At 58.2% G+C, this 24089-nt stretch carries 22 protein-coding genes and 1 tRNA gene; 3 read left to right on the top strand and 20 right to left on the bottom strand.

Annotated features, from left to right (window positions below; translation table 11 throughout):
- Positions 1 to 6: 6 nt before the first annotated feature.
- The 6 genes from ACRZ9U_RS19380 to ACRZ9U_RS19355 form a co-directional block, all read right to left on the bottom strand.
- The gene (locus ACRZ9U_RS19380) at positions 7 to 2205 is read right to left on the bottom strand and encodes a HEAT repeat domain-containing protein (RefSeq protein ID WP_480902726.1); all 2199 of its coding nucleotides are present in this window, start codon (positions 2203 to 2205) and stop codon (positions 7 to 9) included.
- Between the two features lie 149 nt (positions 2206 to 2354).
- A complete protein-coding gene (locus ACRZ9U_RS19375; protein ID WP_170408231.1) occupies positions 2355 to 5036 on the bottom strand; it encodes an arsenate reductase (azurin) large subunit in 2682 nt (893 codons plus the stop codon).
- Positions 5037 to 5049: 13 nt separating this feature from the next.
- Positions 5050 to 5619: an arsenate reductase (azurin) small subunit gene (locus ACRZ9U_RS19370; RefSeq protein WP_170408230.1), complete on the bottom strand. Its 570-nt coding sequence runs from the start codon at positions 5617 to 5619 to the stop codon at positions 5050 to 5052.
- A gap of 5 nt (positions 5620 to 5624) precedes the next feature.
- Entirely contained in the window at positions 5625 to 6809 is a 1185-nt protein-coding gene (locus ACRZ9U_RS19365; RefSeq protein ID WP_480439567.1) for a cytochrome-c peroxidase, read from the bottom strand.
- 11 nt (positions 6810 to 6820) lie between these two features.
- Positions 6821 to 7924, bottom strand: coding sequence for a cytochrome-c peroxidase (locus ACRZ9U_RS19360; RefSeq protein ID WP_480902722.1), 1104 nt, complete (start codon positions 7922 to 7924; stop codon positions 6821 to 6823).
- Positions 7925 to 8086: 162 nt separating this feature from the next.
- Positions 8087 to 8341 carry a BolA family protein gene (locus ACRZ9U_RS19355; protein ID WP_170398480.1) on the bottom strand — a complete coding sequence of 85 codons (255 nt, stop codon included), beginning with the start codon at positions 8339 to 8341 and terminating at the stop codon, positions 8087 to 8089.
- A 107-nt stretch (positions 8342 to 8448) separates the two neighbouring features.
- On the opposite strand from ACRZ9U_RS19355, the gene ACRZ9U_RS19350 reads away from it, so the two are divergent.
- Positions 8449 to 9072, top strand: a complete 624-nt coding sequence (locus tag ACRZ9U_RS19350) for a DnaJ domain-containing protein (protein WP_170398478.1) — start codon at positions 8449 to 8451, stop codon at positions 9070 to 9072.
- A 33-nt stretch (positions 9073 to 9105) separates the two neighbouring features.
- On the opposite strand, the gene dld is transcribed toward ACRZ9U_RS19350, so the two are convergent.
- The 3 genes from dld to ACRZ9U_RS19335 all read right to left on the bottom strand — a co-directional run bounded on the left by dld (position 9106) and on the right by ACRZ9U_RS19335 (position 14050).
- The gene (gene dld / locus ACRZ9U_RS19345; protein WP_170408229.1) at positions 9106 to 10788 is read right to left on the bottom strand and encodes a D-lactate dehydrogenase; all 1683 of its coding nucleotides are present in this window, start codon (positions 10786 to 10788) and stop codon (positions 9106 to 9108) included.
- A gap of 14 nt (positions 10789 to 10802) precedes the next feature.
- Entirely contained in the window at positions 10803 to 12869 is a 2067-nt protein-coding gene (locus tag ACRZ9U_RS19340; RefSeq protein ID WP_170408228.1) for a TRAP transporter large permease subunit, read from the bottom strand.
- A 128-nt stretch (positions 12870 to 12997) separates the two neighbouring features.
- Positions 12998 to 14050 (bottom strand): TRAP transporter substrate-binding protein, encoded by a 1053-nt coding sequence (locus tag ACRZ9U_RS19335; RefSeq protein WP_170398473.1) that lies wholly within the window; start codon positions 14048 to 14050, stop codon positions 12998 to 13000.
- A gap of 330 nt (positions 14051 to 14380) precedes the next feature.
- On the opposite strand from ACRZ9U_RS19335, the gene ACRZ9U_RS19330 reads away from it, so the two are divergent.
- Entirely contained in the window at positions 14381 to 15154 is a 774-nt protein-coding gene (locus tag ACRZ9U_RS19330; RefSeq protein ID WP_170408227.1) for a FadR/GntR family transcriptional regulator, read from the top strand.
- A 55-nt stretch (positions 15155 to 15209) separates the two neighbouring features.
- Here ACRZ9U_RS19330 and ACRZ9U_RS19325 read toward each other — a convergent pair whose 3' ends face one another.
- From ACRZ9U_RS19325 to ACRZ9U_RS19280, 10 genes are all read right to left on the bottom strand, one after another.
- The gene (locus ACRZ9U_RS19325) at positions 15210 to 15971 is read right to left on the bottom strand and encodes a hypothetical protein (protein ID WP_170408226.1); all 762 of its coding nucleotides are present in this window, start codon (positions 15969 to 15971) and stop codon (positions 15210 to 15212) included.
- A 144-nt stretch (positions 15972 to 16115) separates the two neighbouring features.
- Positions 16116 to 16709 carry a GNAT family N-acetyltransferase gene (locus tag ACRZ9U_RS19320; RefSeq protein ID WP_170408225.1) on the bottom strand — a complete coding sequence of 198 codons (594 nt, stop codon included), beginning with the start codon at positions 16707 to 16709 and terminating at the stop codon, positions 16116 to 16118.
- Positions 16702 to 17100 (bottom strand): ketosteroid isomerase-related protein, encoded by a 399-nt coding sequence (locus tag ACRZ9U_RS19315; RefSeq protein WP_170398462.1) that lies wholly within the window; start codon positions 17098 to 17100, stop codon positions 16702 to 16704. Before ACRZ9U_RS19315 ends, ACRZ9U_RS19320 begins: the two co-directional genes overlap by 8 nt.
- A gap of 2 nt (positions 17101 to 17102) precedes the next feature.
- A complete protein-coding gene (locus ACRZ9U_RS19310) occupies positions 17103 to 17555 on the bottom strand; it encodes an arsenate-mycothiol transferase ArsC (RefSeq protein ID WP_170398460.1) in 453 nt (150 codons plus the stop codon).
- Positions 17556 to 17558: 3 nt separating this feature from the next.
- Positions 17559 to 18038, bottom strand: coding sequence for a UPF0262 family protein (locus tag ACRZ9U_RS19305; RefSeq protein WP_170398457.1), 480 nt, complete (start codon positions 18036 to 18038; stop codon positions 17559 to 17561).
- A 98-nt stretch (positions 18039 to 18136) separates the two neighbouring features.
- Entirely contained in the window at positions 18137 to 19438 is a 1302-nt protein-coding gene (hisD, locus tag ACRZ9U_RS19300; protein WP_170408224.1) for a histidinol dehydrogenase, read from the bottom strand.
- A gap of 60 nt (positions 19439 to 19498) precedes the next feature.
- Entirely contained in the window at positions 19499 to 20020 is a 522-nt protein-coding gene (locus tag ACRZ9U_RS19295; protein ID WP_170408223.1) for a GNAT family N-acetyltransferase, read from the bottom strand.
- On the bottom strand, positions 20017 to 20493 hold the full coding sequence (locus ACRZ9U_RS19290) for a DUF2948 family protein (protein ID WP_170408222.1): 477 nt from the start codon (positions 20491 to 20493) through the stop codon (positions 20017 to 20019). The genes ACRZ9U_RS19295 and ACRZ9U_RS19290 overlap by 4 nt, the downstream gene beginning before the upstream one ends.
- Positions 20490 to 21758, bottom strand: coding sequence for a UDP-N-acetylglucosamine 1-carboxyvinyltransferase (murA, locus tag ACRZ9U_RS19285; protein ID WP_170398447.1), 1269 nt, complete (start codon positions 21756 to 21758; stop codon positions 20490 to 20492). The genes ACRZ9U_RS19290 and murA overlap by 4 nt, the downstream gene beginning before the upstream one ends.
- 6 nt (positions 21759 to 21764) lie before the next feature.
- A complete protein-coding gene (locus ACRZ9U_RS19280) occupies positions 21765 to 21920 on the bottom strand; it encodes a hypothetical protein (RefSeq protein ID WP_170408221.1) in 156 nt (51 codons plus the stop codon).
- An 83-nt stretch (positions 21921 to 22003) separates the two neighbouring features.
- Here ACRZ9U_RS19280 and ACRZ9U_RS19275 point away from each other — a divergent pair.
- Positions 22004 to 22078: transfer RNA gene (locus ACRZ9U_RS19275), tRNA-Thr, on the top strand.
- 145 nt (positions 22079 to 22223) lie between these two features.
- On the opposite strand, the gene ACRZ9U_RS19270 is transcribed toward ACRZ9U_RS19275, so the two are convergent.
- Positions 22224 to 24041, bottom strand: coding sequence for a BCCT family transporter (locus ACRZ9U_RS19270; RefSeq protein WP_170408220.1), 1818 nt, complete (start codon positions 24039 to 24041; stop codon positions 22224 to 22226).
- Positions 24042 to 24089: the final 48 nt, after the last annotated feature.

The raw sequence follows: 24089 nt of genomic DNA, 5'->3' as shown, positions 1-24089 counted from the left end.
CCGGTTTCAGACCGCCCGGTAGGGGTCTCCCAACAGGTCGGCCAAAGCGCTGATCAACACCGGCCACTGGGCGCGGCGGTTCTCGTCGCGCAATCCGGCCAACAATTCGCGCCCAATGGACACCAAGGCAGGGGTGCTGTCATTGACATAGGTCACGATCCGTTGCTCAGGATTGGCCAGAAGGAAGGGTACGATGGCCGCACCAGCCTGATCCGGGGCCGTTTCAGACAAAAGCCGCATCGCCGCCTGCCGTACCGGGGCCGAGACATCGTCCAGCAAGCTGCGCGCCACATCGGCCGTCCCGTCCCAGCGGGTCAAAATCTGCATGGCGTAGATACGAAAGGCAGTATCTCCGGTTTTCAGCATAGCCCGCAATTTGCCCCGCAGCGCATCCTGCGGTGGCAGGTCAGCCTGTTGCAGCAGGTTCAGCGCCTGCAGGGACAGATTGGCATCGGTATGCGAAAGCCCCTGTGTGATCAGCTCGATCAAATGCGACTGGTTCAGTTCGGACCCGTTGCGCGCGACCGACAAGCCCAGTGCCGCCAGCGCCTGCGCAGCGATCTCGGTCTCGGGGTCCTGCGCGATCTGCGCCAGCATGATCTGCATACCTGTGACGTCGCCCAGCAGGCGGATGGCCGAAATGCGGGTCTCACGCTCCAAGGCTTCGGCATTGTCATCCAACGCCACGCGGCGGCGTTTGGGATGGCGGGTGGCCTTGACCAACAATGCCTGCTCGCGTGGCGTCAGGGGGTGCAGGTCATCATCCTCGGCCTCTTTCTTCATCTCTGCCGCGATAGCGTCATGGCCAAGGATCGCGCCGAGGCTGGAGGTAGGGCCGTTTTCACCACCGTCGGATACATCCAGCCCTGCCTCTTCCAGCGCGGCGATGTCGGTTTGCGGGGCCTCTTCCTCGTGCGCGTCTTCGACCACGCTCATCGGGGCGAGCGCGAAGGACAGCAGCAATTCGCGGCCCTGCTGCTGGTTCACATGCGGGCGGTCGGTGTCAGTAACAATCATCGCCAGCGAGGCCACGGCCTTCAGCCGCACCGACCGGAAGGGCGCGCGGCAGGCGCGTTGCAGCCATTCTGCCGCCTCGCGCAGGGGCGAGGTCGCCAGCGCGTCGACGATGGCCCATTGGATACGCTCGGCCTTGAGGTCGTCCGCCTCGACCGAGAACAGCGCGTTCAGCCGATCTGCCACCAGTTGCGGGGCCAACGCCGCCAGCAGGCCCAGCGCCTGCGCCGAGACCTCAGGCTGTTGTCCGGTTGCGAGGAAATCCAGCACCTGCCAGCGCAGGTCGTCTTGATCAACGATAGGCTGGCTGTGGTCCAGCCGGTCGATCAGCGCCAGTTGCACCTTGGCGCCGGGGTCGCGCATCATGCGGTCCAGCAGTTCGGGTTCGGAAAGGCCGGACTGGTTCAGCGCTGCGTTGCGGATATCCTCGACCGCATCTGTCAGGGCCTGTTCGACCAGCGCCGGGTCGTTCGGCATCAGCGCCTCATATGCGATCAGACGCACGGCCCCGTCCTTGTCGGTGGTGGCTTTGCGCAAGATGGCTTCGGCCTCGGGTCCTCCGATGGGGGCCAGCGTGCGCAGAGCGCGGTGACGCAGACGGCGGTTCGAAGATTCGGCGAACACACCCAAGGTCGGCACGGACGGCGTACCGATCTGGCCCAGCGCTTCGCAGGCCACATCCCCCAGTTCCTGCCCGTCTTCGTCCATCAGGGCCATGACAATGGGTTCAATCGCAGCCGCATCGCCCATGCGACCTAACGCTTTGATCGCCGCGATCTGAGTATCCAGCCAGTCGTCCCATTCATCCTTATGCAGCTCGTCCTCGTCCCACGTGATATCCTCGCCGCGTCCAGTGACGAGGGTGCGCAGGTACGGCATGGCGTCCTTGGCGTTCAGCTGTGCTAAGGCGGTGACGCAGGCCAGTTTCACCTCACCGCAGGGATCGTGGATCAGGTTTTCCAGCAGTTGCGGCGCGGCCTCCGTTACGCCCAGCGCGCCCAGCGCTTGGGCTGCGTCTTGACGGACGTCTTCGTCATCATCCAGCAACGCCTCGACTAAGGCCGGGCTGTTGCTGGCTCCAATGGCGGTCAGGGCCTGAATGGCGCGCAGGCGGATAACGTCATAATCAGATTTTGCGTAGTCGGAGAACAGGCTGGTGGCCTTGTCACACAGGGCGGTATCGGAATGCATGTTCATATCAAGTCTGCCATGTTTTGCGTTGGGACGGGTTGGGTAAAGTGGAAGACAGGTTTCCCAACCGAAGCCTGCCTTCCAGGTGGTCCCTTCTGCAGTGGGACCGGACCCGAGGGGCGGCATGGCGTCCGCCCCCCGGAAAGCCGTCAGGCGATATCACGCGGCGCAAAGGACATCGTGCGGAACGAGGTCTTGTAGGGGCTCGGCCCCAGCTTGCGGACCTTGGCAACGCCCATCTTGTAGTTGTAGTTGCCGCTGATCCAGTCGACGATCCGGCCCTCAAGCGCGTTGGCGGGCTGCTGCATGTGCAGGAAGTCCATATAAACGACGCTTTTCTTTATGGCGGGCGTAACCATGGCCACGGCGGTGATCGCCGCTTTGGTCAGTTCGATATGCCCGTTCTCCATCAGTTTCGAGAACTGGAAGTCGTCGCCTTCCACACCGAGCAGCGTGTGCTTGTTACCCGGAACGCGCTCCGAATAGACCATCACATAGTCGCCGCTTTCGATGCCACGTTCAGCCGCATCGTCGGGGTGAATCTCGACCCAGTTTTCCGGCCAGCGCTGCACGATATAGGGGCGGCGGCGGTCGTCGAAACCAGACTGCCAGCGTTCGTTGATCCGACCGGATGTGGCCCACAACTCGCCTTCGTCCTTGTTTGGTTTCAGCCATTCCCAATAATCCGAGAACAGGCCCCACGGCGATTTCTGGATGTTGCACTTGCCGGTCTGGCTGTTGAAGTGCGTCAGCTTCTTGTTGAATACATCCGCACCAGCCGCACCGGTATCAGGCAGCGTGCGGGTTGTGTCATGCAGACGCTTGGTTTCAATCAGCGTGACACCGTCGGCATCCAGCATGACCGGGCATTGCACACCATCGGTGCCGAATTCTCGGACCTTCTGGTGCAGACCCTTGCCCTCTTTCTTTGCCAGACGGTAGACCGCGTGGAAGTCCTTGCGCGACCCGCGCGTAAAGCGCACGGCCTCTTCGGCAACCTCGTTCGAGTTCTGCCAGTCGAACCCGTCAAAGCCCATCCGCTGTGCCAGTTGCGCAATGATCCACCAGTCGGGCTTGGCCGCACCGGGCGCATCATAGAACTTCTGATACAGGCGCAGGCGGCGTTCGCCGTTGGCGCGCAGAAAGTCCTCTTCGCCCCAGGTCGCTGCAGGGAACACGATGTCGGCATAGCGGTTGCCGATCGGATCCTGCAGATAGATGTCCTGGTTGATGACCACCATACCGCCGCTGTCGGCGCGGGCCTTCAGCGTGTCGATCATTTCTTGCTTGTCGAAAGACGCAATCTGATGCGGGTTGCGGACGGTCAGTTCCTCGAACTTGTCAGCTAACTGTTGCGAACCACACATCGCCTGAATCCATGTGGTGCCGATCACATGGGCCATACGGGTATGACCTGCAATCAGATACCGGTCCGTATCCATGGCGCGGCGACGGCGACCCGGCAGTTTCTCGGGCGACTTGTTGCGCGGGTATTTCCCGCCCTTCACGCCGCCCCGCTGGTGACCACCGGCCCGGCCAATCACCTGACCCGGACGACCACCACAGCCGCAGATGATGCCCAGAGCCGAGATCGCCTGCGTGTTGCCGGTGTTGTTCGACCAGTAGAACCCTTTCTCGATCATGACCGAGGTCTTGGGCCGGGTGCCATCCGCCTTGGGTTTGGCAAGCCATTCGGCGGCAGTATAGATTTTCTGCACGTCGATCTCGGCCATGGCTGCAGCGGTTTCAGGCGCGAATTCGTCCTGCGACAGCAGCCATTCTTTCCAATCCTCAAAGCCTTTGGTCTGGAACTTGCCCCAGGTCGTGCGCCACTGCCATGGCGTGTTGCGCGTACCCTGACCGAAGCCCGACGAGCTTTCCCATTTGTTGTTGACCCATTTCTTGATCCAGTCGCTGTCTTCCCAGCCATTTTCCACGATGACCCGGGCAATGGCGTTGACGACCAGCAGGTCGGTGCCGGGCAGAACGTCGATATGCAGGCCACCCATCTTTTCAGCATGGGCCACACCGGCAGACCGGCGCGGGATCAAATAGATCTCTTTCTGACCGTTCTGCATCCCCTTCATCATCCACTGAGTATAGAGGATGGTCTTGGTCTCATAGGGGTCGGTACCGCAGACGAGCAGCGTTTCCGCATCGCGCCAGTCCTCATACGACGGGCCGAAATTGTCGAAACCCGCATCCCGGAAACCGGGGGTCGAGGTCACGTCGGACGGCGTGTCGTGGAAGGTGAAATTTGCGGTGTTGATATGGCGCAGCGCGTATTTCGAGATCGCATAGGTGTTCTCGATATATTGATAGCTGAAAGTCTTCACACCATAGGCATTGGTGCCGTGTTTGGCGATGACGTGGTTGCCCACCTCAGCCGCCACATCCAGCGCAAGATCCCACGGAACCGGCATCAGCGTGCCATAGATTCGCATCAGCGGCGTCTTCAGACGGTCACGAGTGGGCGTCTGCGGGTTGTAGCATTTCTGCGCGATACACCCGCCCCGCAAAGAGCTGTCGCCGTCGGTGTTGACGTATTGCGTGTCCTTGTCAGGGATGATCACCACGTGGTGCGGCTGACCTTTGTGCAGAACGATATTGTGCTGGTTCGGCGCGACCCATGCACCCAGCGGCGCAACGGGGAAATCTTCACCAAACGCATTCTCGTCTGCGGTGGGGCCACCGGGTTTGGCCGTCACGGGCCAGCGGTAGACTTTGTAACCACAAGCCACGATGCAGTAGTCGCAGGCGGTCGAGATGACCTCGGCTCTTTTGGGCGGCAGCGGGACGTTGGTTTCGGGTACGTAATACGGGGTTGCCATGATTCCGCTTCCCTTATGCAATGAGGTTGTCGTAACGGCCGTAGATCAGGCCGAACATGCCAACGGCGTAGATATCGTCACCATCCAGTTCCAAAAGGACCTGCGGCAACGATTGGTAGGCCTGCCCCGAAACGAGGATGCCGTGCCGTGTCATGTCATAGGTGGACAGGTGCAACGGGCACGGGCCCAGCACCTTATGTTCAGGCTTGTAGCTGTCATACATCGACCCGCCCTGATGGGTGCAGGTGAGGTTGAAGGCCACAACATCCTTTTGCGGACCAATGCCGCCGCCGCTTTCCACGCCGGTTTTCACAAGGATCGAGTCCGAATAGTCGCCCTCGTCCGGGTAGTAGAACTCGACCGGCACATCCTGTTCCAACTCGGAAAGTTTGCCGATCAGCTTGCGCGGATAGGTCGATACCAAAGCGGGCACCTGTTCCGCCTGGCCATGGCGGGTGGGCATGGTCACCATCACGGCAAAGGTGGTGGCACCCGAGGCGAACAGGAACTGGCGGCGGTTCACTGTGCAGGCCTTTTTGGCGTCGCCCGAACAGCTGCATCCGGTTGCGTTATGATCTTTCATGACGCTTACTCCTCTGCTGCCGCGGGAAGCGGCTGGTAATCCGGCAGATCAGGTTCTTCGACCAGAATCTCGTCACCGGACAGGGATTTCAGGAAGGCCACCAGATCCGCTTTTTCCTGATCATTCAGGCCAAGGGGTTGGATCAGCGGAGATTTATTGGCCGAGAACTCATTCTCGCCGCCGCCCTGGTTGTAGAACTCGACCACATCCTCAAGCGTCTCCAACATGCCGTTGTGCATGTAGGGTTCGGTATAGAGGGTATAGCGCAGGCTTGGCGTGCGGAACTTCCCCTTGTCGGCCTTTTCCTTGGTACGGAAATAGAAGCCGGGGTCGTCCTTGGTGTGGCGGTACATCTCTTCGGTCGAGCCTTTGGCATAAAGCTCATACCGGAAGGTGACTTGCGCCAGACCATCGTCCTGCCAACCGTCATAGGCGGGCACACCGGTGTTGTAGTATTTTTCATCCGACAGCAACGCACCGTTATGGCATTCGGAACACTGCGCCTTGCCGGTGAACAATTCCAGCCCGCGTTTCTGCTCGTCGGTCAGCGCCGCGTCATCCCCACGCAGATAATTGTCGAAGGGCGTGTCGGTCTGAACTATGGTCCGTTCAAACGCGGCGATGGCCCGCCATGCATTGCTGATACGCGGCCACTGATCGCCGAAGACATCGTTGAAGCGTTCGACATATTCGGGGACGAAGGCCAGGCGCGCCTCCATCATGTCGGCCTCACCGTTGCCGGCGACCGCACCGCCTGCGGCGGATTTGGCCTGGTTCTCAAGGCTTTTCGAGGAACCTGCCCAGAACAGCTTGCCGTAATAGGCCGAGTTCACGATGGTCTGGCTGTTGCGCCAGTGGGTCGTGCCCGGATAGCCGAACGAGATCGGTGCCTCGACGTCCCAGCCGACATCTGGCATGTGACAGGCCGAACAGGGCGTCGACGGATTCCCGCCAAGACGGGCATCAAAGAACAGCATCTTGCCCAGTTCGATCTTGGCGTCGGTTTGCGGGTTGTCCAGCGGGATCGGCGGCTCGCCCAGCGCCACCAGCGGCGAGTCTACATCGGGGTCTGCGCCACCGATGCCGGCCTCAATCTCCATGCTGGTTTCCGCAATCGCCTGTGCACCTAGGACGGCAAACAGGGCAGCGGTGGCGATTGTGCCTGAAAGGTAAGACTTTAGGTCTTTCATGGGTCCACTCCTCAGTTTGTCGCGTCTTGCCAGTTTTCGATCGGCGCATAATCCGTATCGATGTCCTCGGCGACGAAGTCCGGGCCGGTCAGCGGCTCACCAGACAGCGCCTTAAGGAAGGCCACCAGCTGTGCTTGTTCGGTCTCGCTGAGGCCAAGCGGCTTGATGCGCGGATCCTTGTTTTCATCTTCGCCACCACCGGCGTTGTAGAAGGCCACCACATCCTCGAGCGTCGCAATCGAGCCGTTATGCATAAATGGCGCGGTATAGATCAGCTCACGCAGCGTGGGGGTCATAAACGTGCCGAAGGTATCGGCGGTGTGAGTGCGGATATACGCACCGGGGTCGGCGCGCAGGTTCATGTAATTCTCGACGCCGAGGAACTTCATCATGGTCACAAAGGTGATGTGACGTTCCGGGGTCGCCCAGATATCGGGGTTGTCGCCCACGCCGATATTGTGCGGCAGATCATCCGTGAACCGCTCGCCCGAGTGGCAGGAATTGCAGCCGCTGGCATTGAACAGCTCATAGCCCGCCTTGGCGTCTTCCGACATCTCGCCGGAATCGAACGGCGCGCCGCGCGAAATTAACGTTTTCAGATATTCCGGGATGGCGTTACGGACCCCGCCGTTCGACGGCTCGCCAAATCCGGCGGCTTCGAACATCTCGACATAAACCGGATCTTGCTTGATGCGTTCCTGCATCAAACGCATATCCATGTTCATCGAGTATGTCTCGGTGATGCTTTCGCGGGTCGCGTCGTTGAGGTTGGTGCCAATGCGCCCGTCATGGAACCACGCGGCGCGCTTGGCGCTGTTAATCAGCGTCGGCACGTTGCGGAAATGCAGGCTGCCGGCATAGGCATCCGATAGGGCCTTCCCGTCGGTAAAGCCGTTTTCCGGCTGGTGGCAGCTGGCGCAGGACAGTTCGGTGTCGCCAGACAGGCGCGGGTCAAAAAACAAACGTTTGCCAAGTGCCGCCTTGGCTTGGTCGAACTCAATGGCTTCTACCGGGCCCGGCTGTTCCGCCTGGGCATGGTGAACCGGGAACGCAACACCCACCGACAGCAATGAAACTGTCGACAGTGCCGAGAACCACGTTCTGGCTTTGGTCATCATTTAAAAAGCCCTCATTATCCGCAAATCTGATCGCTCCGGTTAACCGGAGATCGACGAGGCGAATATTAGAGGGTCATGTATCGCGATGCCTTGATCGAGATTAAATCCGCAGAGAATTGGCGACGTAATCGTCGCTTATCTGAACCAAGGCCGCGACTGTCAGACGTCGATATCCAGAGCAAGCGCATGGATACGGGGGACTATATCCCCCAATGCCGTATGTACTGCGCGATGGCGAGCAACGCGGGATTGCCCCTCGAAAGCCGCAGAACGAATAAGGACGTTGAAATGACTCTCACCGCCCTCCTGATATCCAGCGTGACCACGATGGCTCTCGCTGTCGTCAACCACCTCCAGCTCACGCGGGTTAAATGCTGCCTGCAATCGTTCACGGATTTCGTCGGTCACGCTCATTTTTATGCTCAACGGCAAATAAATTGCCGTCCCCCTCTTCTACTTTCGGCTGCTTAGATTAAACTGCTGCCTCCGAGTCGAAAAGATGCCTTCGTGAGGTTGTGCAGATGGTAAAGTCAGATCCCTTCGGATTCGATATGTCCGTGTCGAGCGCTAAGAAAAAGAAGCCGCGCGGCCGTCGGGGTATGTCAGGTGCGTCCGAAACTTCGGTGCGAATCTGTGATCATGAGGGCTGTGAAGAACCCGGTAAGTTTCGCGCGCCCAAAGCTCCGGACGTGCTGGATGATTTTTTCTGGTTCTGCCAGCAACATGTGCGCGAATATAACCAGAAGTGGAATTTCTTCGACGGCACCACCGAGGCCGAACTGAACGCGCAGCGTTCGAAGGACAAAGTGTGGGAGCGTGAGACCAAACCGATGGGCGATCCCGAGGCCCGTGCCTGGGCACGTCTGGGGATCGAGGACCCGCATCAGGTTCTAGGCGAAAACGCCACCAAAAATCCCGGCCGCGCCAATTCCGGCGGTCGACGCCTGCCGCCGACTGAGCGCCGCGCGATTGAGATCCTCGAAGCGCAAGATAGCTGGTCGAAGGCAGAGATTCGCAAAGCCTACAAGAAGCTGATCAAGGTGCTGCACCCGGATATGAACGGTGGTGACCGATCTCAGGAAGAGCAGTTGCAAGAGGTCGTCTGGGCCTGGGATCAGATCAAGGACAGCCGCAGCTTCAAGTAGTATTCAACGGATACGGGTCAGCAGCGTTCCGTCTCACGAATAGTGCTTGTTGCGGGACATCTTTCCGATTCCCGGGTTCATACTGTTCGTGGGATCGATCGACTTGTAGAAAGCTGCCAGATCGGGTTTGGCCGCATAGAGGTGGCCGACATTGTGTTCGGCCGGGTATTCAGCGCCGCGTATGTCCAGCAACTTTAGCATTGCGGCCTTCAACGCGTTCGGATCCGCGCCTTTCTTGACGATGTAATCCTGATGCAGAACATGACACATGAAGTGGCCATAGTAGAGCTTGCCGACCAGTTGATCCGCGATCTCAACTGGCAAGTCTTCGAACCAGTCGACGTCATTGCGGCGCAGCGCGATATCTAGGGCGATGATATCTTCCACTTCGGCTGCATGAACCTTCATATAACGAATGGCTGCACCTGCGGCAGCAAAACGATGTAGCCCAGCGATCTTTGCCTCACGCAGGTCGCATTCAAAGAAATCCAGCTTGTCTTCAGCAGTCATGTCATTGAGTAGATCGCGCGCTTCATCGATACCGCCATCGCGCATTTTGAGTATGAGGTGATGCGGAAACCGATCCCGATAGGCCCGCATCCGGCGCGGCAGGATATCGGGCCAAAGTCGCATCGCGAACTGCATGAAACGATCGGTAAAATTGCCGAGAACCGGAATGCCTTCCAAACGCGCGTCCACCGCGCCCTTCAGCGCAAAGAAAGTGGGCAAACGGTCGGTGCCCAACTTGTCAATCATCACCATGGTGTCTTTGCCATAGCGGTCAGAGATATCGAATACCTCCTCATGCATGTATTCAGCGCTGACCGGCAGGGTTTTGAAGTCGGACAGGATGCGACGGCGCAATTCCGTGAATGCCTCGGTGTCGTGCGCCCCGACGTAGAAAGTACGTTCTGCTTCGTTCTTGGCATATGTATCCAGCCGAACCGCAAAAACCGCCAGTTTACCCGCGCAGCCCGCTGCTTCGTATAGACGCGACTTATCAGCGTTAAAGCGTGCCGGCGTTTCAGCATCTACATTACGCACCCGACGGGCGTAATCGGTGTCAGAGGCTTTGCGATTGTCGGTCTCGATATCAGTTGCTGAGAAATCACCGTTCTGCAGCCGGGTCAGGATTTCTTCGGGTGTATCACCCAACTGCATGCCCAGATGATTGACCAACTCAAGCTCGCCGTCCTGAGTGATCCGCGCGTACAGTGACAGCTCGGTATAGGAGGGGCCGCGCTCGACCAGCGATCCGCCCGAGTTGTTGCACACCCCGCCAACGACTGAGGCACCGATGCACGAAGATCCGATCACCGAATGCGGCTGGCGGCCAATCGGGTCCAGCAGCTTTTCCAGCGCAAACAGTGTGCTGCCCGGAAAGCTGATGACCTGCTTGCCATCATTGATCAGATGCAGATCGTCCATCCGCCGCGTGTTGATCAACACTACATCACGATCGTAGCTACCCTTGGGCGTAGACCCTTCGGTCAGGCCGGTATTGGCGGCTTGCATGATGACGATTTTGTCGGCGGCAACGCAGGCTTGAAGCACCTGCCATTGTTCCAGCAGCGTGGCGGGCTGAGCCACCGCGAGCGCGTCCCCTTCACCTGATCTGAACCCCCGGCGAAAGCGGCGGGTACTGCGCGACGAAGTCAAAACGCGCCGCCGCCCACAAATGGCCTGAAGACGCTTGATCAGATCGGCATCGTTCATCCAGCTACCCTCCGTTAATACGCGACCGAGGGCAACCACGTGGCCAGTTGCGGCCACAAGAAGACAAAGAACAGGCCGGTCAGCTGCAGTATCACGAATGGGATAATCCCTTTATAGATGTCAGTCAGCTTGATCTCGGGCGGGCAGACCCCTTTTAGATAGAAAAGCGCAAATCCAACCGGAGGTGTCAGGAAAGAGGTCTGCAACGTCACCGCCACAAGGATTACGAACCACACCAGCGCAGGTTCATCGATGACACCGAAGCCGTCGATATCCAGGCCCAGCCCGTTCACGATGGGGCGCATCAAGGGCAGAACGATGAGCGTGATCTCGATCCAGTCCAGCACGAAGCCCAGCAGGAAGACGATGAACAGGATCATGAAGACAGTGCCATTTGGGCCGAGCCCGGTACTGTGGATCATATCCTCGATCAGCGCGTCGCCGCCCAGTTCGCGCAAGACATAGGAGAACACTGTGGCACCCAGGAAGATCGCGAAGATATAGGCGGTGGTGTTGAACGTTGCTTTCAGCACGTTCACCAGCTTGGCCAGCGTCAGCTTGCGATATCCCAGCGCCAGCAGAGTGGCTCCCAACGCGCCCACGCCCGAGGCTTCGGTCGGTGTGGTCAAACCCGCGAAGATCGAGCCCAGCACGGCGAGGATCAGGGCCAGCGTCGGCAAGACTGCAATCAGCACGTCCTTGACTGCGTTCCAGTCAGGACGGGTTGCGCCTTCGGGTACCGGGGCCACGTCGCGTTTGATCAGGGCGATGACAAAAATATAGGTCAGGTAGAGCGCGCCAATGATCACGCCGGGGAACACTGCAGCCATAAATAGGTCGCCGACCGATAGCGCCATCTGGTCCGCCATGATGACAAGCATGATCGACGGCGGGATGAGGATGCCCAGCGTGCCTGAAGCGCTGACCACACCGGCGGCCAATGAGGGGCTGTATTTCTGCTCCATCATCGACGGCAGCGAAAGCACGCCCAACAGAACCACAGATGCCCCAATGATCCCGGTCGAGGCGGCCAGAATGATGCCGATCATCGTTACCGTGATCGCCAGCCCGCCGCGCACCGTGCCGAACAGGCGCTGCATCGAGGACATCAAACGCTCGGCCACACCGGATTCGTCCAACATCAGGCCCATGAAGATGAACATTGGCAGCGCCACCAGAACCGCATTTGACATGGTGGCATAGACCCGGTTCACCACCGCGCCCAGCGTCAGATAGTCCAGACCGGTCAGCGTTTCCTCAAGCCCGGTCCAGTTCATCATGCCATTGTCGAACACATAGGCCAGACCGCAATACGCAACGCCAACCCCGGCCAGCGTCCACGCCACCGGGAATCCGGTGAACAGCAACGCGATGAAGGTCAGGAACATGGCGATGACCAGTTTTTCCTCGGTTGTTTCAACCAGGAAGGTCAGCGCTGTTGCGACCACAGCAAAGCCCAGAAGGGCCCAGATGATCAGGCGCAGGCCCTTGCCCTGACGCTCTTCATCCAAATTCATGAATAGCGCGTGCACGTCGTGAATCAGCCGCGCCGCTGCAGCCAATGCTAGCAATACAAAACTGGCCGGGATCACACCTTTCAAGGCCCAACGCGCGGGCAGGCCGGTGGGGCTGTCCGAGGATTCGTTGACCCTCCAGCTTTCGTAGAAATAGTCATAGCCCTGATCGATCATCAGATAGATGAACGGCACGAGCAGGGTGAAAATTCCGATGATCTCGATAATCCGCCGCGCACGCTGGCTGAGTTGCATATGCAGCAAGTCCACTCGCACATGGCTGTCGGTGACCAGCGCATACGAGATGCCGACCATCGTCACCAACCCGTAGAAATGCCACTGGATCTCGTCTAGTTTGGGATAGTTCTGGTTCAGTAGATAGCGCATCGCCACCTGTGAAACGATGGCCCCAACCAGCAACAGGTTGGCCCACATGACCACATGACCTACCGCTTTGACGCCGTTGTCGATCGCTACTGCCAGCTTTTGACGGTCGGGCTCACCATGCTCAAGGATACTTTCATAGACTTCAATCGGGTCGTCCTGATGACGCTGTGTCTCGGCCATGGTCTCCTCCTCAAGAGTTTGGCAGTGGGGACGTGAATGCGCCCGGGTCGTTGGGGAAAATAAAGAAAATCAGAAGGGTCCGAGGGCGGCGGAAGGAAGCCGCCCCCGGACAATCGCAAGTGGCAAATTTACTTGCGGGGGAGGAATGCGTTCTCTTTCCAGACCGCATAACCGTCACGGAATTCGTTCATGTCGGCCAGAACCTTGGCAAAGAATTCGTCGTTGGCGGCCTGTTCTGCGGCAACCTCTTCCCAGGTCGCGCGGAAGGTCGACAGCATCTCGTCGTTCCACTGCTTGATCTGAACACCATTGTTTTCAACGTTGTCCAGCAGCGCAGCGTGTTGGATCGCCTCACCTTCGGCAAAGCTGTCAGCCATCGAAGCCTTACAGGCATTTTCGATGATCGCTTTGTGCTGATCGCTGGCTTCGTTCCAGACGTCCTTGTTGATCATCAGTTCAAACACCGTCGCTTGCTGGTGCCAGCCGGGGAAATAGTTGTACTTGACCAACTTGTGGAAACCGAGGCGTGCGTCGATGGCAGGCATCGAGAATTCGGTCGCGTCGATCGCGCCTTTTTCCAGTGCCGGGAAGATTTCGCCGCCGGGCAGCAGTGACGTCGCCACACCCAGCTTCTGCATCACTTCACCGCCCAGACCGAAAAAGCGCATCTTCAGGCCGTTCAGGTCTTCGGGGCTGTTGATCTCATTCGCGAACCAGCCCGAGGTTTCGGGAGCGATAATGGCGCAGGGAATGACATGGACGTTGAAACCGGCCTGATCATACATCTCCTGATACAAGCTCATGCCGTTGCCATAGTACAGCCACGCCATGTATTCACCCGCCTCAGGGCCAAACGGAACGGCCGAGAACAACGGTGCAGCCGGGATCTTACCCGCCCAGTAGCCGGCGGTGGTATAGCCCGAATTGATCTTGCCTGAAGACACCGCATCCAGAATTTCAAACGGCGGGACCAGCTTGCCCGGTTCGTAAACCTTCATCTTCAGCGTGCCGCCGGACATCAGGTCCAGCTGTTCGGCCACGCGCGGGATCGGCGAGCCGAGGCCCGGTAGAGCGGTTGAAAACGCGATTGGGGTTTTCAGCAGCATCTTATCCGCCGCGTGGGCAACCGGGGCTGCCAGCAGCGAGGCCGCAACGGCAAGCGATGTCAGGGTGGTCTTCATGGGTTCTCCTCCAAGGTAAAGATCAGCCGGTGGTCTGGCTGTCACTCTCGCCGCGAGCACGGCTTAAGTGGTAAATATTGTTTACCTTGTCATTCAGTCAACAATTATATTTACCAATTTGGCTACGCCGCGGTGGTGTGGCTCATAACCAAGATTGACCTTTCATAACCCAAAATTTTCGAATAATTTTGCGACACTCAATAAAAACAAACGCTTATACGTGCAGCGAGCATCCGTATTTTTGGGTAGTTTTTCTTGCAATGTCGAAAGCTAGTGGTAAATATTATAAACAACTTCGACGATCTTTAATCTAACTACCGGACAGGAATTATGAGCACGAACAGCCTCTTTGATCCCGTTGGTCACGAATCAATTGCCGATGCTGTCGTTGCACAAATCGAGACAATGATTGTTGATGGAATCCTGAAAGAGGGTCGCAAAATCCCGTCTGAACGGGAGCTTGCGGAAGCCCTAGGCGTTTCACGCCCCAAGCTGCGCGAAGCACTCCAAATCCTCGAAAATCGCGGCTTGGTGACCGTGCGACATGGCGAGGGCACCTTTATCGCCCCACTGACCGGTCGTGCCATGTCGCCCGCCCTTCTGTCTCTCTATGCCCGGCACGGCAGTGCTTTCTACGATTATCTTGAATACCGGCGCGAGCAAGAGGCCTTTGCCAGCCGCCTCGCCGCACAGCGCGCCACACAGTCCGACAAGGAACGGATCGCAGAAATCATCGATGAAATGCAGCGAGCCTGGGAGAATGACGATCAGGATGCCAGTGAAGAGGCTGATTTTCGACTGCACGCCGCCGTTGTCGATGCGAGCCAAAACACGACCCTTATCCACATGATGGCATCCATCTATGACCTCACGCGCCAAGGCGTGTTCTACAACCGCCGCTTCCTGCGCTCGATGGACGGCACGGGTGAAGCACTGCTTGATCAGCACAAGGCAATCGCGCAGGCCATCATCGATGGCGACCCGGACCGTGCAGAAACCGCCGCACGCACGCATATGGATTTCGTCGAGGATTCATTTCGCGTTGGTCAAGAACAACAAGCTCGCGAGATCCGCGCAGCAAAACGGCGGCAGTTTTCGGATTGAGGTCAAAAACAGAGGCGTATTTTTTGTACCACGGAAAAGTCTCCCGCACGACGTACTAAGTCTTGGCTCTGCCTTTCTCGACCGGTTCTCGCCTCAGGCACTTTTCCAGGTCTACTTCCAATGCACTGAGGTTTATGTCTCCAGCTCGCAGAGCGTCCACCTCATTGGCTCCTTGCCTCGTCAAACCAAGGTTTTTGAGCAACGTGTTCCAGTCCGGTACGTCCCGCTTCAATCCCGCGCGCAGCAAAACCTCAATTTTTCGAATGTACCAAAGGGCCAGAGAAGACACACGAATGTCAGGTGGAGTGTCCACGGGCACATGGGCGGCAATCGCAGCGCTTGCGCACGCCATTGACTCGGATGCCACGTAGAAAGCCTGCGCCGCGCTGTTAGGGTTTACGTATTTAACGCCTTCATTGATCAAAGCTCCACCGGCCAAGACCAAGGCCAGGTCTTTTCCTGAGATCGAGGCCGCACTTCCAAGCGCGGCACCGCCTGCTACAGTGATCAGTGCCGCCGCTGTCAGGTCCCGATTGCGCGCTGCTTCGTCGCCCAGCCTTTTGTAGGCATCTGAAAGTTGCAGCGCATAATACGACGTACGAATAGGACCGCGTTCAAGCAACAGGCTTGTGGACTGAAATGTTTTTGGTGCCGTTTCAAACGCACCCCCGATCCCAACAGCGTGCTGGATAACGTCTCCCGATGTATTCGACAGCACGGTTTGCTCGGCATTAAAGGCCCTATTCTCGTAGGCACAACCGGTGATCAAAGTCAGCGGCACCAAGGCCGGAATCAGGCGATTGAAAACGGACTTCATCAAATTTCCCCATGAAAACGCGCAATTGAATAGGTGAAACTATACAATCATAGGGTGTTTCAGGCAAATTCGGCCGCACATGTCATCGCCAACTCACAATGCCACAACCCGTTTCAAACACCCGGCGCGACGCGCATGGATGGCTTATAAATCCCGAATCCAGAATTGAAGCGGCTTTTGGGTTTCGCAATCGTCGCCTCGATCCTTCCACGAGAATAGCGCCACGACGCCAGGAAGCGGCGCATATCCCCGCGCGCGCCAGAAGGCATCCAACGGGCGGTAATGATCTGGTCGCATGGGGTGGTCGTCAGGGCGTACTACACTGCAGAAGGCGCTTTTGGTGAATCCCATCGCATGGGCGTGGGCTTCGCGCAGATCAAAGAACGTATGGCCTGCTCCCTGCCCGCGATACTCCGGCAGCAGAACCGATTCTGCGCAATAGAAGATATCGCCCAGCGATAGGCCCGAGCCTTCGAACGCGGCCGCGAAATCGTCGGCGTGATCCGTCAAAGGTGCACCCGTCGAAGCACCCACCAAAGTATCACCGTCGAACGCTCCGACAACGATGGCCCTGGCGCTATCGACGTAGGACTGCAGGTATTTCCGCTCATACTTCAGATCGCCATCATAGAGATATGGCCAAGCGTGAAATACGTCGATCCGCAGGCGCGCGACTTCATCCAACGCGTCGACCAATGTCGATCCGGTCATTGCGCGGACCTGCGAAATCTCAGCCATTCGAGACCTGTTTGGTCCAGTCCGCAAGGTTGTAAAACGTGGTCACGCGGGTGATCTTGCCGTCGTTAAGGTCAAAAAACGAACCCGCAGGCAAGCGGTAAGTCTGCCCATACGCTTCTGGCAGACCTTCATCAGTTTCCAGATAGGTTCCGTTGACGATGAACTCAGCCGCAGCACGGGTACCGCCTTCGGCTTCAAAGATCACGATATCCGTCAGGTTCTCGCGGTAGCAGCGGTTCATATGCGCGCAGAAGGCGGCAAATTTCTCTTTGCCGACGCGAATCTGACCTTCGTTGACATGATGGGCCACGTCATCCGACAGGCAGGCCAACATGCCATCCACGTCACCGGCATTGAAGGCATCAAAGTAAGTTTTCACGGTCGGGTTCATGGTCACTCCGTCGGTTCACCCCAGCGGTCTTTCAGATGCGCGATGATCTGATCTCGGGTTTGTCGATAATGACGTAGCTTGTCCTCGCGGGTTTCACCTAGTCCGGTAGGGTCCATAATTGGCCAATAATCGACATCCAGGTGAAAAAAACGCGTCAGTTCCAGCGCTTTTCGCTGGCTTGCGGGTGACAGGGCCACGATCAGATCAAATGAACTGAGGTCATCGCCCCATTGCTCCATTTCGTCAAAAGAACGCGAGCGGTGACGGGACAGCTCAACGCCAATCTCCTGACAGGCTGCGATGCAGAACCCATCGATCTCAAGATCGTTATGCACACCGGCGGATTGCACATAGGTGCCGGTGCCGTAAAACTTCTTCATGATGCCTTCGGCCATGGGTGACCGAACCGAATTGTGGTCGCAACAGAACAGAATGGACTGCGGCAGAGGCGTCACCCGTTAGCCTCCAAAATGAAGGACGCAGATGAGCGTAAAGAGGCGGCGGGCAGTATCAGTATCAACCTCAGCTTTGCCTTCCAGCCTTTCCTGTAATACGCGGCTGCCTTCGTTGTGGATGCCGCGCCGAGCCATATCGATCGTTTCGATCTGGCTGGGCGGCAGTGTTTTCACCGCATCGAAATAGCTCTCGCAGATCTGAAAATAGTCTTTTACGACCTGCCGGAATGGACCAAGCGACAGATGAAACTCAGCCGCCTTCTCGCTGGCTTCGGTGGCGATATCGAAAACCAGTCGCTTATCACGGATTGATAGCTGCACATGGTAGGGCCCGTCGGGGATCATCCGATCGTCGCGCGCTGGCAGCGTGAACGAGTTATCTTCAAGCAAATCATATATGGCGACCTTCCGCTCCTGCTCGATCTCAGGTGTCGGCGGGGGCAGATTTCGGTCGTCCAGTTCGATATGCGAAATACGGGTCATCTTAACGGTCACAATCCTTGCGTCTGCACAGACCTATAACAACGATTTTCATTGAGCAACGTACAGAAGCGCCATGCGTGCCAAGTCATTGCGTCACTTCAGCCATTCAGCCGGTTAAGGCGCGCCGAAACGGACAGGCCATGCGCTTCGAGGCTTTCGGATTGCGCAAGCGTTTCAGCCGCCGGGCCGATAGCGCGCAAAGCTTCGGGTGTCATATGGCTGAGCGTTGTGCGTTTGAGAAAATCCATCACGCTAAGGCCAGACGAAAAGCGCGCCGAACGCGCTGTGGGCAGCACGTGATTGGGGCCGCCGACATAATCGCCAATGGCTTCGGGCGTGTACTGGCCCAGGAAAATGGCACCGGCATGGATCGTTTGCTGGCTTAACCCCACCGGGTCGGCCACGCAGAGTTCCAGATGTTCAGGCGCGATGCGGTTGGACAGCGCGGCAGCCTCGCCCAGGTCGCGCACAGTGATTACGGCACCAAAGTCGCGCCAGCTGGCCCGGGCGATGGCGCGGCGTTGCAGGGTCTCAAGACGTTTTTCCACCGCTTGCGTCACGGCTTGACCAAATTCTGCGTCATCCGTGATCAAAATGGACTGGGCGCTTTCGTCATGCTCGGCCTGGCTGAGCAGGTCCAGCGCGATCCAGTCGGGGTCATTATCCTTGTCGGCGATTACCAGAATCTCCGAGGGGCCCGCGATCATATCGATGCCGACCTTGCCAAAAACCCGACGTTTGGCAGCGGCGACAAAAGCATTGCCCGGCCCGGTGATCTTGTCCACCGGCGCAATCGTATCGGTGCCATAGGCCAAAGCGGCCACAGCTTGAGCGCCGCCGATGCGATAAATCTCATCCACGCCCGACAGTTGTGCCGCCAGCAGGACCAGCGGGTTTGCCTGACCCTCGGGTGTGGGGACGACAATGGCCAACCGGTCTACGCCCGCCACCTTCGCAGGTATTGCGTTCATCAAAACCGACGACGGGTATGAAGCCAATCCGCCCGGCACATAAAGCCCCGCAGCCGACACCGCCGACCAGCGCCAGCCGAGTGTTGCGCCTGCCTCATCGGTCCACTGATGATCCTCGGGCATCTGCTTTTCGTGATATGCACGAATGCGTTCTGCAGCCAGTTCCAACGCGGCGCGGTCCTGTGGCGTGACCTGCGCGACGGCCTCGGCGATCTCATTGGATGAAAAGGCCATGGTCTCGGGCGTCAGCTCCAGCCGGTCGAATTTCGCGGTAAGTTCGATCACCGAAGCATCACCACGGGTCCGCACATCATCGATGATCTGCGACACAACCGCATCCACGTCGGGGCTGTCCTCGCGCTTGGCGGACAACAGCGCCTGAAATGCAGGTTCGAAATCGGCGGAGGTCGTATCGAGGAAAACGGGCATGTGAGAGACTCCGGAAGCGTTTCAACGGGTCTTATCGCCCGGGCCGGGTGGCCTCAACCCTTAGGCCACTGGGTGCAGCGATTTGCGCATTGGGAATTGGGGAATGCCGTGCCATTCCGTCGGGTCGCCGACATCATGCCAGCCGTGCGCCAGATAGAACGAATGTGCCGTTTTGGTTGCGTGCAGATGCGCCTCAGCGACGCCACGTGTCTGCAGTTCCTCTTCCAACCGATGCAGCAGCGCTGTTCCGAGTCCGCGCCCTGCGTGATCGGGATCGACATAGAGCAGAGATATCTCACCCTCGCCACTTAGACCGCCCACTGCAGTAACCACTCCCACTTGCGTAGCGACCCAAAGGATTGCTCCACTATCGATCCAGTTTCGGACCGAAGCCGGATCCTTATTGGCAGACCAGCGGGAAAGGTTTTCGGGATTATCCAGATGATCCGCCCGACAGAGGTCACGGATCGATCGGATCAGAACACGGCTGATGTCGAATACATCAAACACGGTTGCCCGCCGCACCGCGATGCCGCGTGGCGGATTCGGGAAGGCCTGAGCGATGCCACGTTTATTCTTCACTCGGGGTGATGGGGCGCTTGTCCAGAAGGCGCCTTGTAGGGACGCGTCACATCCTTGAGCGTTGCATCGATGGCCTCAACCGACAGGCGGATCGCGCCGTCGCCTGCCAAGGTCAACAGGATTTGCCCCGCACCATCCTCGCTTGGCTCGAATTCGACCGAGAGCAGAGACAGGATCATGTCCTTGTCGCTGCGGTCGATGCCCTGACTGGCTACCGACAGAACCGAGCCGAACATCAAAACGGCCTGCACCCGCTCGTAGGCGCGACCGCGCCGGGCAGCGGCATCCTTGTCTTCCCAACGAAAGCGATTGAGCAGCAGCGCAAAGCGGCGCTGGCCGGGTTGCCATGTCATCTCGGTCACCGGGAAAACCGCATCCTGCGTCAGGGTCGCAATCACCTGCAGGTCGTCGGCATCTTCGGCTCCAAGGTTCAGCGGTGCCTCGCGGCCGTCTTTGAAACTCGCGTCTGTCATTGACCTTTAATCCGTTCGATCTTTGCGCCCACGCCTTCCAGCTTGCGCACCACATGTTCATATCCGCGGTCCAAATGATAGACCCGGCTGACAACCGTCTCACCTTCCGCCGCCATTCCGGCAAGGATCAGCGAGACTGAGGCCCTCAGGTCTGTCGCCATCACCGGAGCGCCTTTCAATCGTTCGACCCCGGTTACGGTGGCCGTGCCGCCATGTACCTCGATATTCGCGCCCATGCGCACCAGTTCGGGCGCATGCATAAAGCGATTCTCGAAAATACGCTCTTCAAGCACGGACACACCTTCGGCAGTACACATCAGCGCCATCATCTGCGCCTGCAGATCGGTCGGGAAGCCGGGGAAGGGTTCGGTGACCACATCGACCGAGGTCACACGCCCGTTCTTACGAGAAACTTTCAGCCCCTTGTCGGTTTCAGAAACACTGATCCCCGCCGCATCCAGCTTGGCGGCGAAGGATTCGACCAGCGACATGCGCCCGCCCAGCAGCTCAACCTCGCCCCCGCAGATCGCCGGGGCCAGCATATAAGTGCCCAGCTCAATCCGGTCGGTCACCACCTGATGGGTCGCGCCGTGCAGACGATCGACACCCTGAATTTCGATGGTCGAGGTCCCCTCACCCGAAATCTGAGCGCCCATCTTGCGCAAGCATTCGACCAGATCGACAATCTCGGGCTCGCGCGCGGCGTTTTTCAGCACCGTGGTGCCCTTGGCCAGCGTGGCGGCCATGACGATGTTCTCGGTCGCGCCAACCGAGGCAAAGCGCATCTCATGCACAGCACCTTTCAGCCCGCCCGACGCCTTCGCGTGCAGATAGCCATCTTTAAGCTCGATCTCGGCGCCCAGCGCCTCAAGCCCTTCGACATGCAAATCCATCGGGCGCGCGCCAATGGCACATCCACCAGGTAGCGACACCACGGCCTGCCCCAGCCGCGCCAGCATCGGCCCCAACACCAGGTTCGAAGCGCGCATTTTTCGCACGATGTCATAATCCGCCGTGTGGCTGTTCAGGTCATGGCTGGACATCGCAATGACCTGACCATCCTGCAGCGAAGACACCTCGGCCCCCAGCGACCGCAGCAGCGCCGTCATGGTCTTGATGTCACTCAAACGCGGCGCGTTGGTCAACGTCAGCGGTTCTTCGCTGAGCAAGGTCGCGGGCATCAGCGTCAGACACGCATTTTTGGCCCCCGCAATGGGAATCTGCCCGTTCAGCGGGCCATTACCCGTTACCAGAATCGAATCCATTTGCTCTTATCCCTCGTCATTTCCGGCTTTGTCCCCGGAGGTGGCCCGCGCCTTGGCCTGAGCCTTGCGCCGCGCCATATTCGCTTTTAGCGCCGCCTTTAGACGGTCTTCGCGCGTTTCCCCGGACTTGCCGTGTTTTTTAGGTGAATTTTTGTCTGCCATTGCCTTTCTCTACAGGAGTAGAAAAAAACCGTCCAGACACCCTTGCGCCGCGTTTCGTTTGAGTCTAATCACCCGCCCACAGCGCTGCTGTAGCTCAGAGGTAGAGCACTCCCTTGGTAAGGGAGAGGTCGAGAGTTCAATTCTCTCCAGCAGCACCATCTTCACGTCCGACATAATGCTTCGAGTGGTGCACGATCACGTGGCGTCTCAGCCACTGGCATTTTCATTGAATTGAGTTGAAGTTGACGCGCGCAAGCGCCTGATGACAGCGGGCGGTTGCATCACAACCGCCCGTGCCTAGGTTTATTCCGCAGGTGCTGTGGTCTGCTTTTGCCTCAGACCATCGCGATAAAGCGCCTTGGCGAGCGCTATGCACATCAGGCCCATGACCATCGTAAAGGGTAGCGCACCGATGATCATCGCATTTCGCAAGGCGTCCATCGGATTGTTTTCACCCGCAGCGAGGATCAGAGCGCCAATCACCGCTGTCAGGATAAGGCCCCAGACGATCTTGTGCTTGTTACCGATGTTCTGATCTCCGCCAGACATGATGGTGTTCATCACCAGAATGCCCGAGTCCGCCGAGGTGACCAGGAAGGTCATGATCAGGACGACGCACATCACGGTGATGCCAGACAACAGCCCACCGGTGATCATCTCTTGCAATGTGACAAACAGCTTGGCGGTGTTCGACGCCCCGACGATGGCGCCTTCGGCGGTGCCATTCAGTTCTAGATCGATCGCGGTGCCACCCAGAATGGTCATCCACGCAAAGCAGACCAGCGCAGGGGCAAAGACACAACCGATGATGAACTCACGCACAGAGCGTCCTTTGGAAATGCGCGCCAGGAACAGGCCGACGAAAGGCGAAAACGCAATCCACCAGGCCCAGTAGAACGTGGTCCAGCCCGCTTGCCAGCCAAACTGCCGACCCGGATCACCTGCGGCGTAGACCGAAGCCAGTACAGATTCCGGCAGCGCGGCGGCGTCGCCTTCCAGGCCAGATTTGAACCCGTCAAACGATCCCCAAGGATTGGTCGCACCGGCATAAAGCGCATCGGCAAACGGCGCTGCTTCACTCGGCAGGGCAGCATCAAACGCCGCCGCCGATTGCGGATTGAAAGCACCAAAGCTGAGCGAAATGAAGTGCTGGATGTAATCGACAAATGCAGTTGCGTAAGTCGTCATCGCGAACAGGAACGACCCAAAGACAACAAAGACCAGCAACAGGATCAGCGACAACACCAGGTTCAGGTTAGACAGGTACTTGACGCCACGACCAACACCAGAGACAGCCGAGATGATCGAAAGGCCCATGATCACAATGAGGCCAGCCAGCAGACCAACAGTGCTGGGGGCTGGTGCGTCACCGGTCAGATCCATCATCCATTCCATACCCGAAATGGCGTATAGGCCGTCGATGAACTGCGAAACCCCGTACCCGATGGTAACTGAAACACCCAGAATGGTTGCTACCACGCCCAGCACATCCACGACGTGGCCCAGGAAGCCGTTCATCAGCTTGCCGAACAGAGGTGTCAGCGCGGTGCGAATAGTCAGGGGCATGTTGCGCGTGTAGGCGTAATAGGCCAGCGACAGGCCGGTCACCACATAGATCGCCCAGGCGTGAAACCCGTAATGCAAGAAAGTGTAGCGATATCCTGACTGCAATGCGTCTTCGCTATTGCCGACGACATCGCCCGCGATGACAACCGGGTTCGATCCCCACAGCCCTAAAGGCTCAGCGGTAGCGAACACCATGAGACCGACGCCCAAGCCCGCGCCAAACATCATCGAAAACCATGAGAAATCCGAGAATTCTGGTTTTTCGCCCTCTGGGCCCATAAGCCGCTTACCGGTTTGCGGCAGCGCCGCCACGACAAACAGGAAAAAGACAAAAAAGCCGACAATAATGATATAGAAGGCGTTGAAATCTTCCAGCAGACGCGAGTTCAGGCTTCCAAGAACTCCGTTTGCATTTGCGGGCCAGACAAGCGCCCAGATAACCAGCGCGACCATGATTGACTTGCTCAGCAAGGCAATCTCAACACTGTGCCCTTCATAAAACCCGCCCGAAGATCGCTTGATCTCCAGATCGGTAAAAGGTTCCTTCATAGACATGTGTTTCCTCCCTATTCGCACGTGTCCTGATTTCCAGAAAGATCTTCA

The organism is Ruegeria sp. D7 (assembly GCF_056534355.1).
This window is presented reverse-complemented; position numbering and strand designations above follow the sequence as displayed.

Bases quoted from the DNA above. Each gene is read 5' to 3' on its own strand.
- ACRZ9U_RS19380 (WP_480902726.1), bottom strand. From the start codon at position 2,205: ATGCATTCCGATACCGCCCTGTGTGACAAGGCCACCAGCCTGTTCTCC.
- ACRZ9U_RS19375 (WP_170408231.1), bottom strand. From the start codon at position 5,036: ATGGCAACCCCGTATTACGTACCCGAAACCAACGTCCCGCTGCCGCCC.
- ACRZ9U_RS19370 (WP_170408230.1), bottom strand. From the start codon at position 5,619: ATGAAAGATCATAACGCAACCGGATGCAGCTGTTCGGGCGACGCCAAA.
- ACRZ9U_RS19365 (WP_480439567.1), bottom strand. From the start codon at position 6,809: ATGAAAGACCTAAAGTCTTACCTTTCAGGCACAATCGCCACCGCTGCC.
- ACRZ9U_RS19360 (WP_480902722.1), bottom strand. From the start codon at position 7,924: ATGACCAAAGCCAGAACGTGGTTCTCGGCACTGTCGACAGTTTCATTG.
- ACRZ9U_RS19355 (WP_170398480.1), bottom strand. From the start codon at position 8,341: ATGAGCGTGACCGACGAAATCCGTGAACGATTGCAGGCAGCATTTAAC.
- ACRZ9U_RS19350 (WP_170398478.1), top strand. From the start codon at position 8,449: ATGGTAAAGTCAGATCCCTTCGGATTCGATATGTCCGTGTCGAGCGCT.
- dld (WP_170408229.1), bottom strand. From the start codon at position 10,788: ATGAACGATGCCGATCTGATCAAGCGTCTTCAGGCCATTTGTGGGCGG.
- ACRZ9U_RS19340 (WP_170408228.1), bottom strand. From the start codon at position 12,869: ATGGCCGAGACACAGCGTCATCAGGACGACCCGATTGAAGTCTATGAA.
- ACRZ9U_RS19335 (WP_170398473.1), bottom strand. From the start codon at position 14,050: ATGAAGACCACCCTGACATCGCTTGCCGTTGCGGCCTCGCTGCTGGCA.
- ACRZ9U_RS19330 (WP_170408227.1), top strand. From the start codon at position 14,381: ATGAGCACGAACAGCCTCTTTGATCCCGTTGGTCACGAATCAATTGCC.
- ACRZ9U_RS19325 (WP_170408226.1), bottom strand. From the start codon at position 15,971: ATGAAGTCCGTTTTCAATCGCCTGATTCCGGCCTTGGTGCCGCTGACT.
- ACRZ9U_RS19320 (WP_170408225.1), bottom strand. From the start codon at position 16,709: ATGGCTGAGATTTCGCAGGTCCGCGCAATGACCGGATCGACATTGGTC.
- ACRZ9U_RS19315 (WP_170398462.1), bottom strand. From the start codon at position 17,100: ATGAACCCGACCGTGAAAACTTACTTTGATGCCTTCAATGCCGGTGAC.
- ACRZ9U_RS19305 (WP_170398457.1), bottom strand. From the start codon at position 18,038: ATGACCCGTATTTCGCATATCGAACTGGACGACCGAAATCTGCCCCCG.
- hisD (WP_170408224.1), bottom strand. From the start codon at position 19,438: ATGCCCGTTTTCCTCGATACGACCTCCGCCGATTTCGAACCTGCATTT.
- ACRZ9U_RS19290 (WP_170408222.1), bottom strand. From the start codon at position 20,493: ATGACAGACGCGAGTTTCAAAGACGGCCGCGAGGCACCGCTGAACCTT.
- murA (WP_170398447.1), bottom strand. From the start codon at position 21,758: ATGGATTCGATTCTGGTAACGGGTAATGGCCCGCTGAACGGGCAGATT.
- ACRZ9U_RS19280 (WP_170408221.1), bottom strand. From the start codon at position 21,920: ATGGCAGACAAAAATTCACCTAAAAAACACGGCAAGTCCGGGGAAACG.
- ACRZ9U_RS19270 (WP_170408220.1), bottom strand. From the start codon at position 24,041: ATGTCTATGAAGGAACCTTTTACCGATCTGGAGATCAAGCGATCTTCG.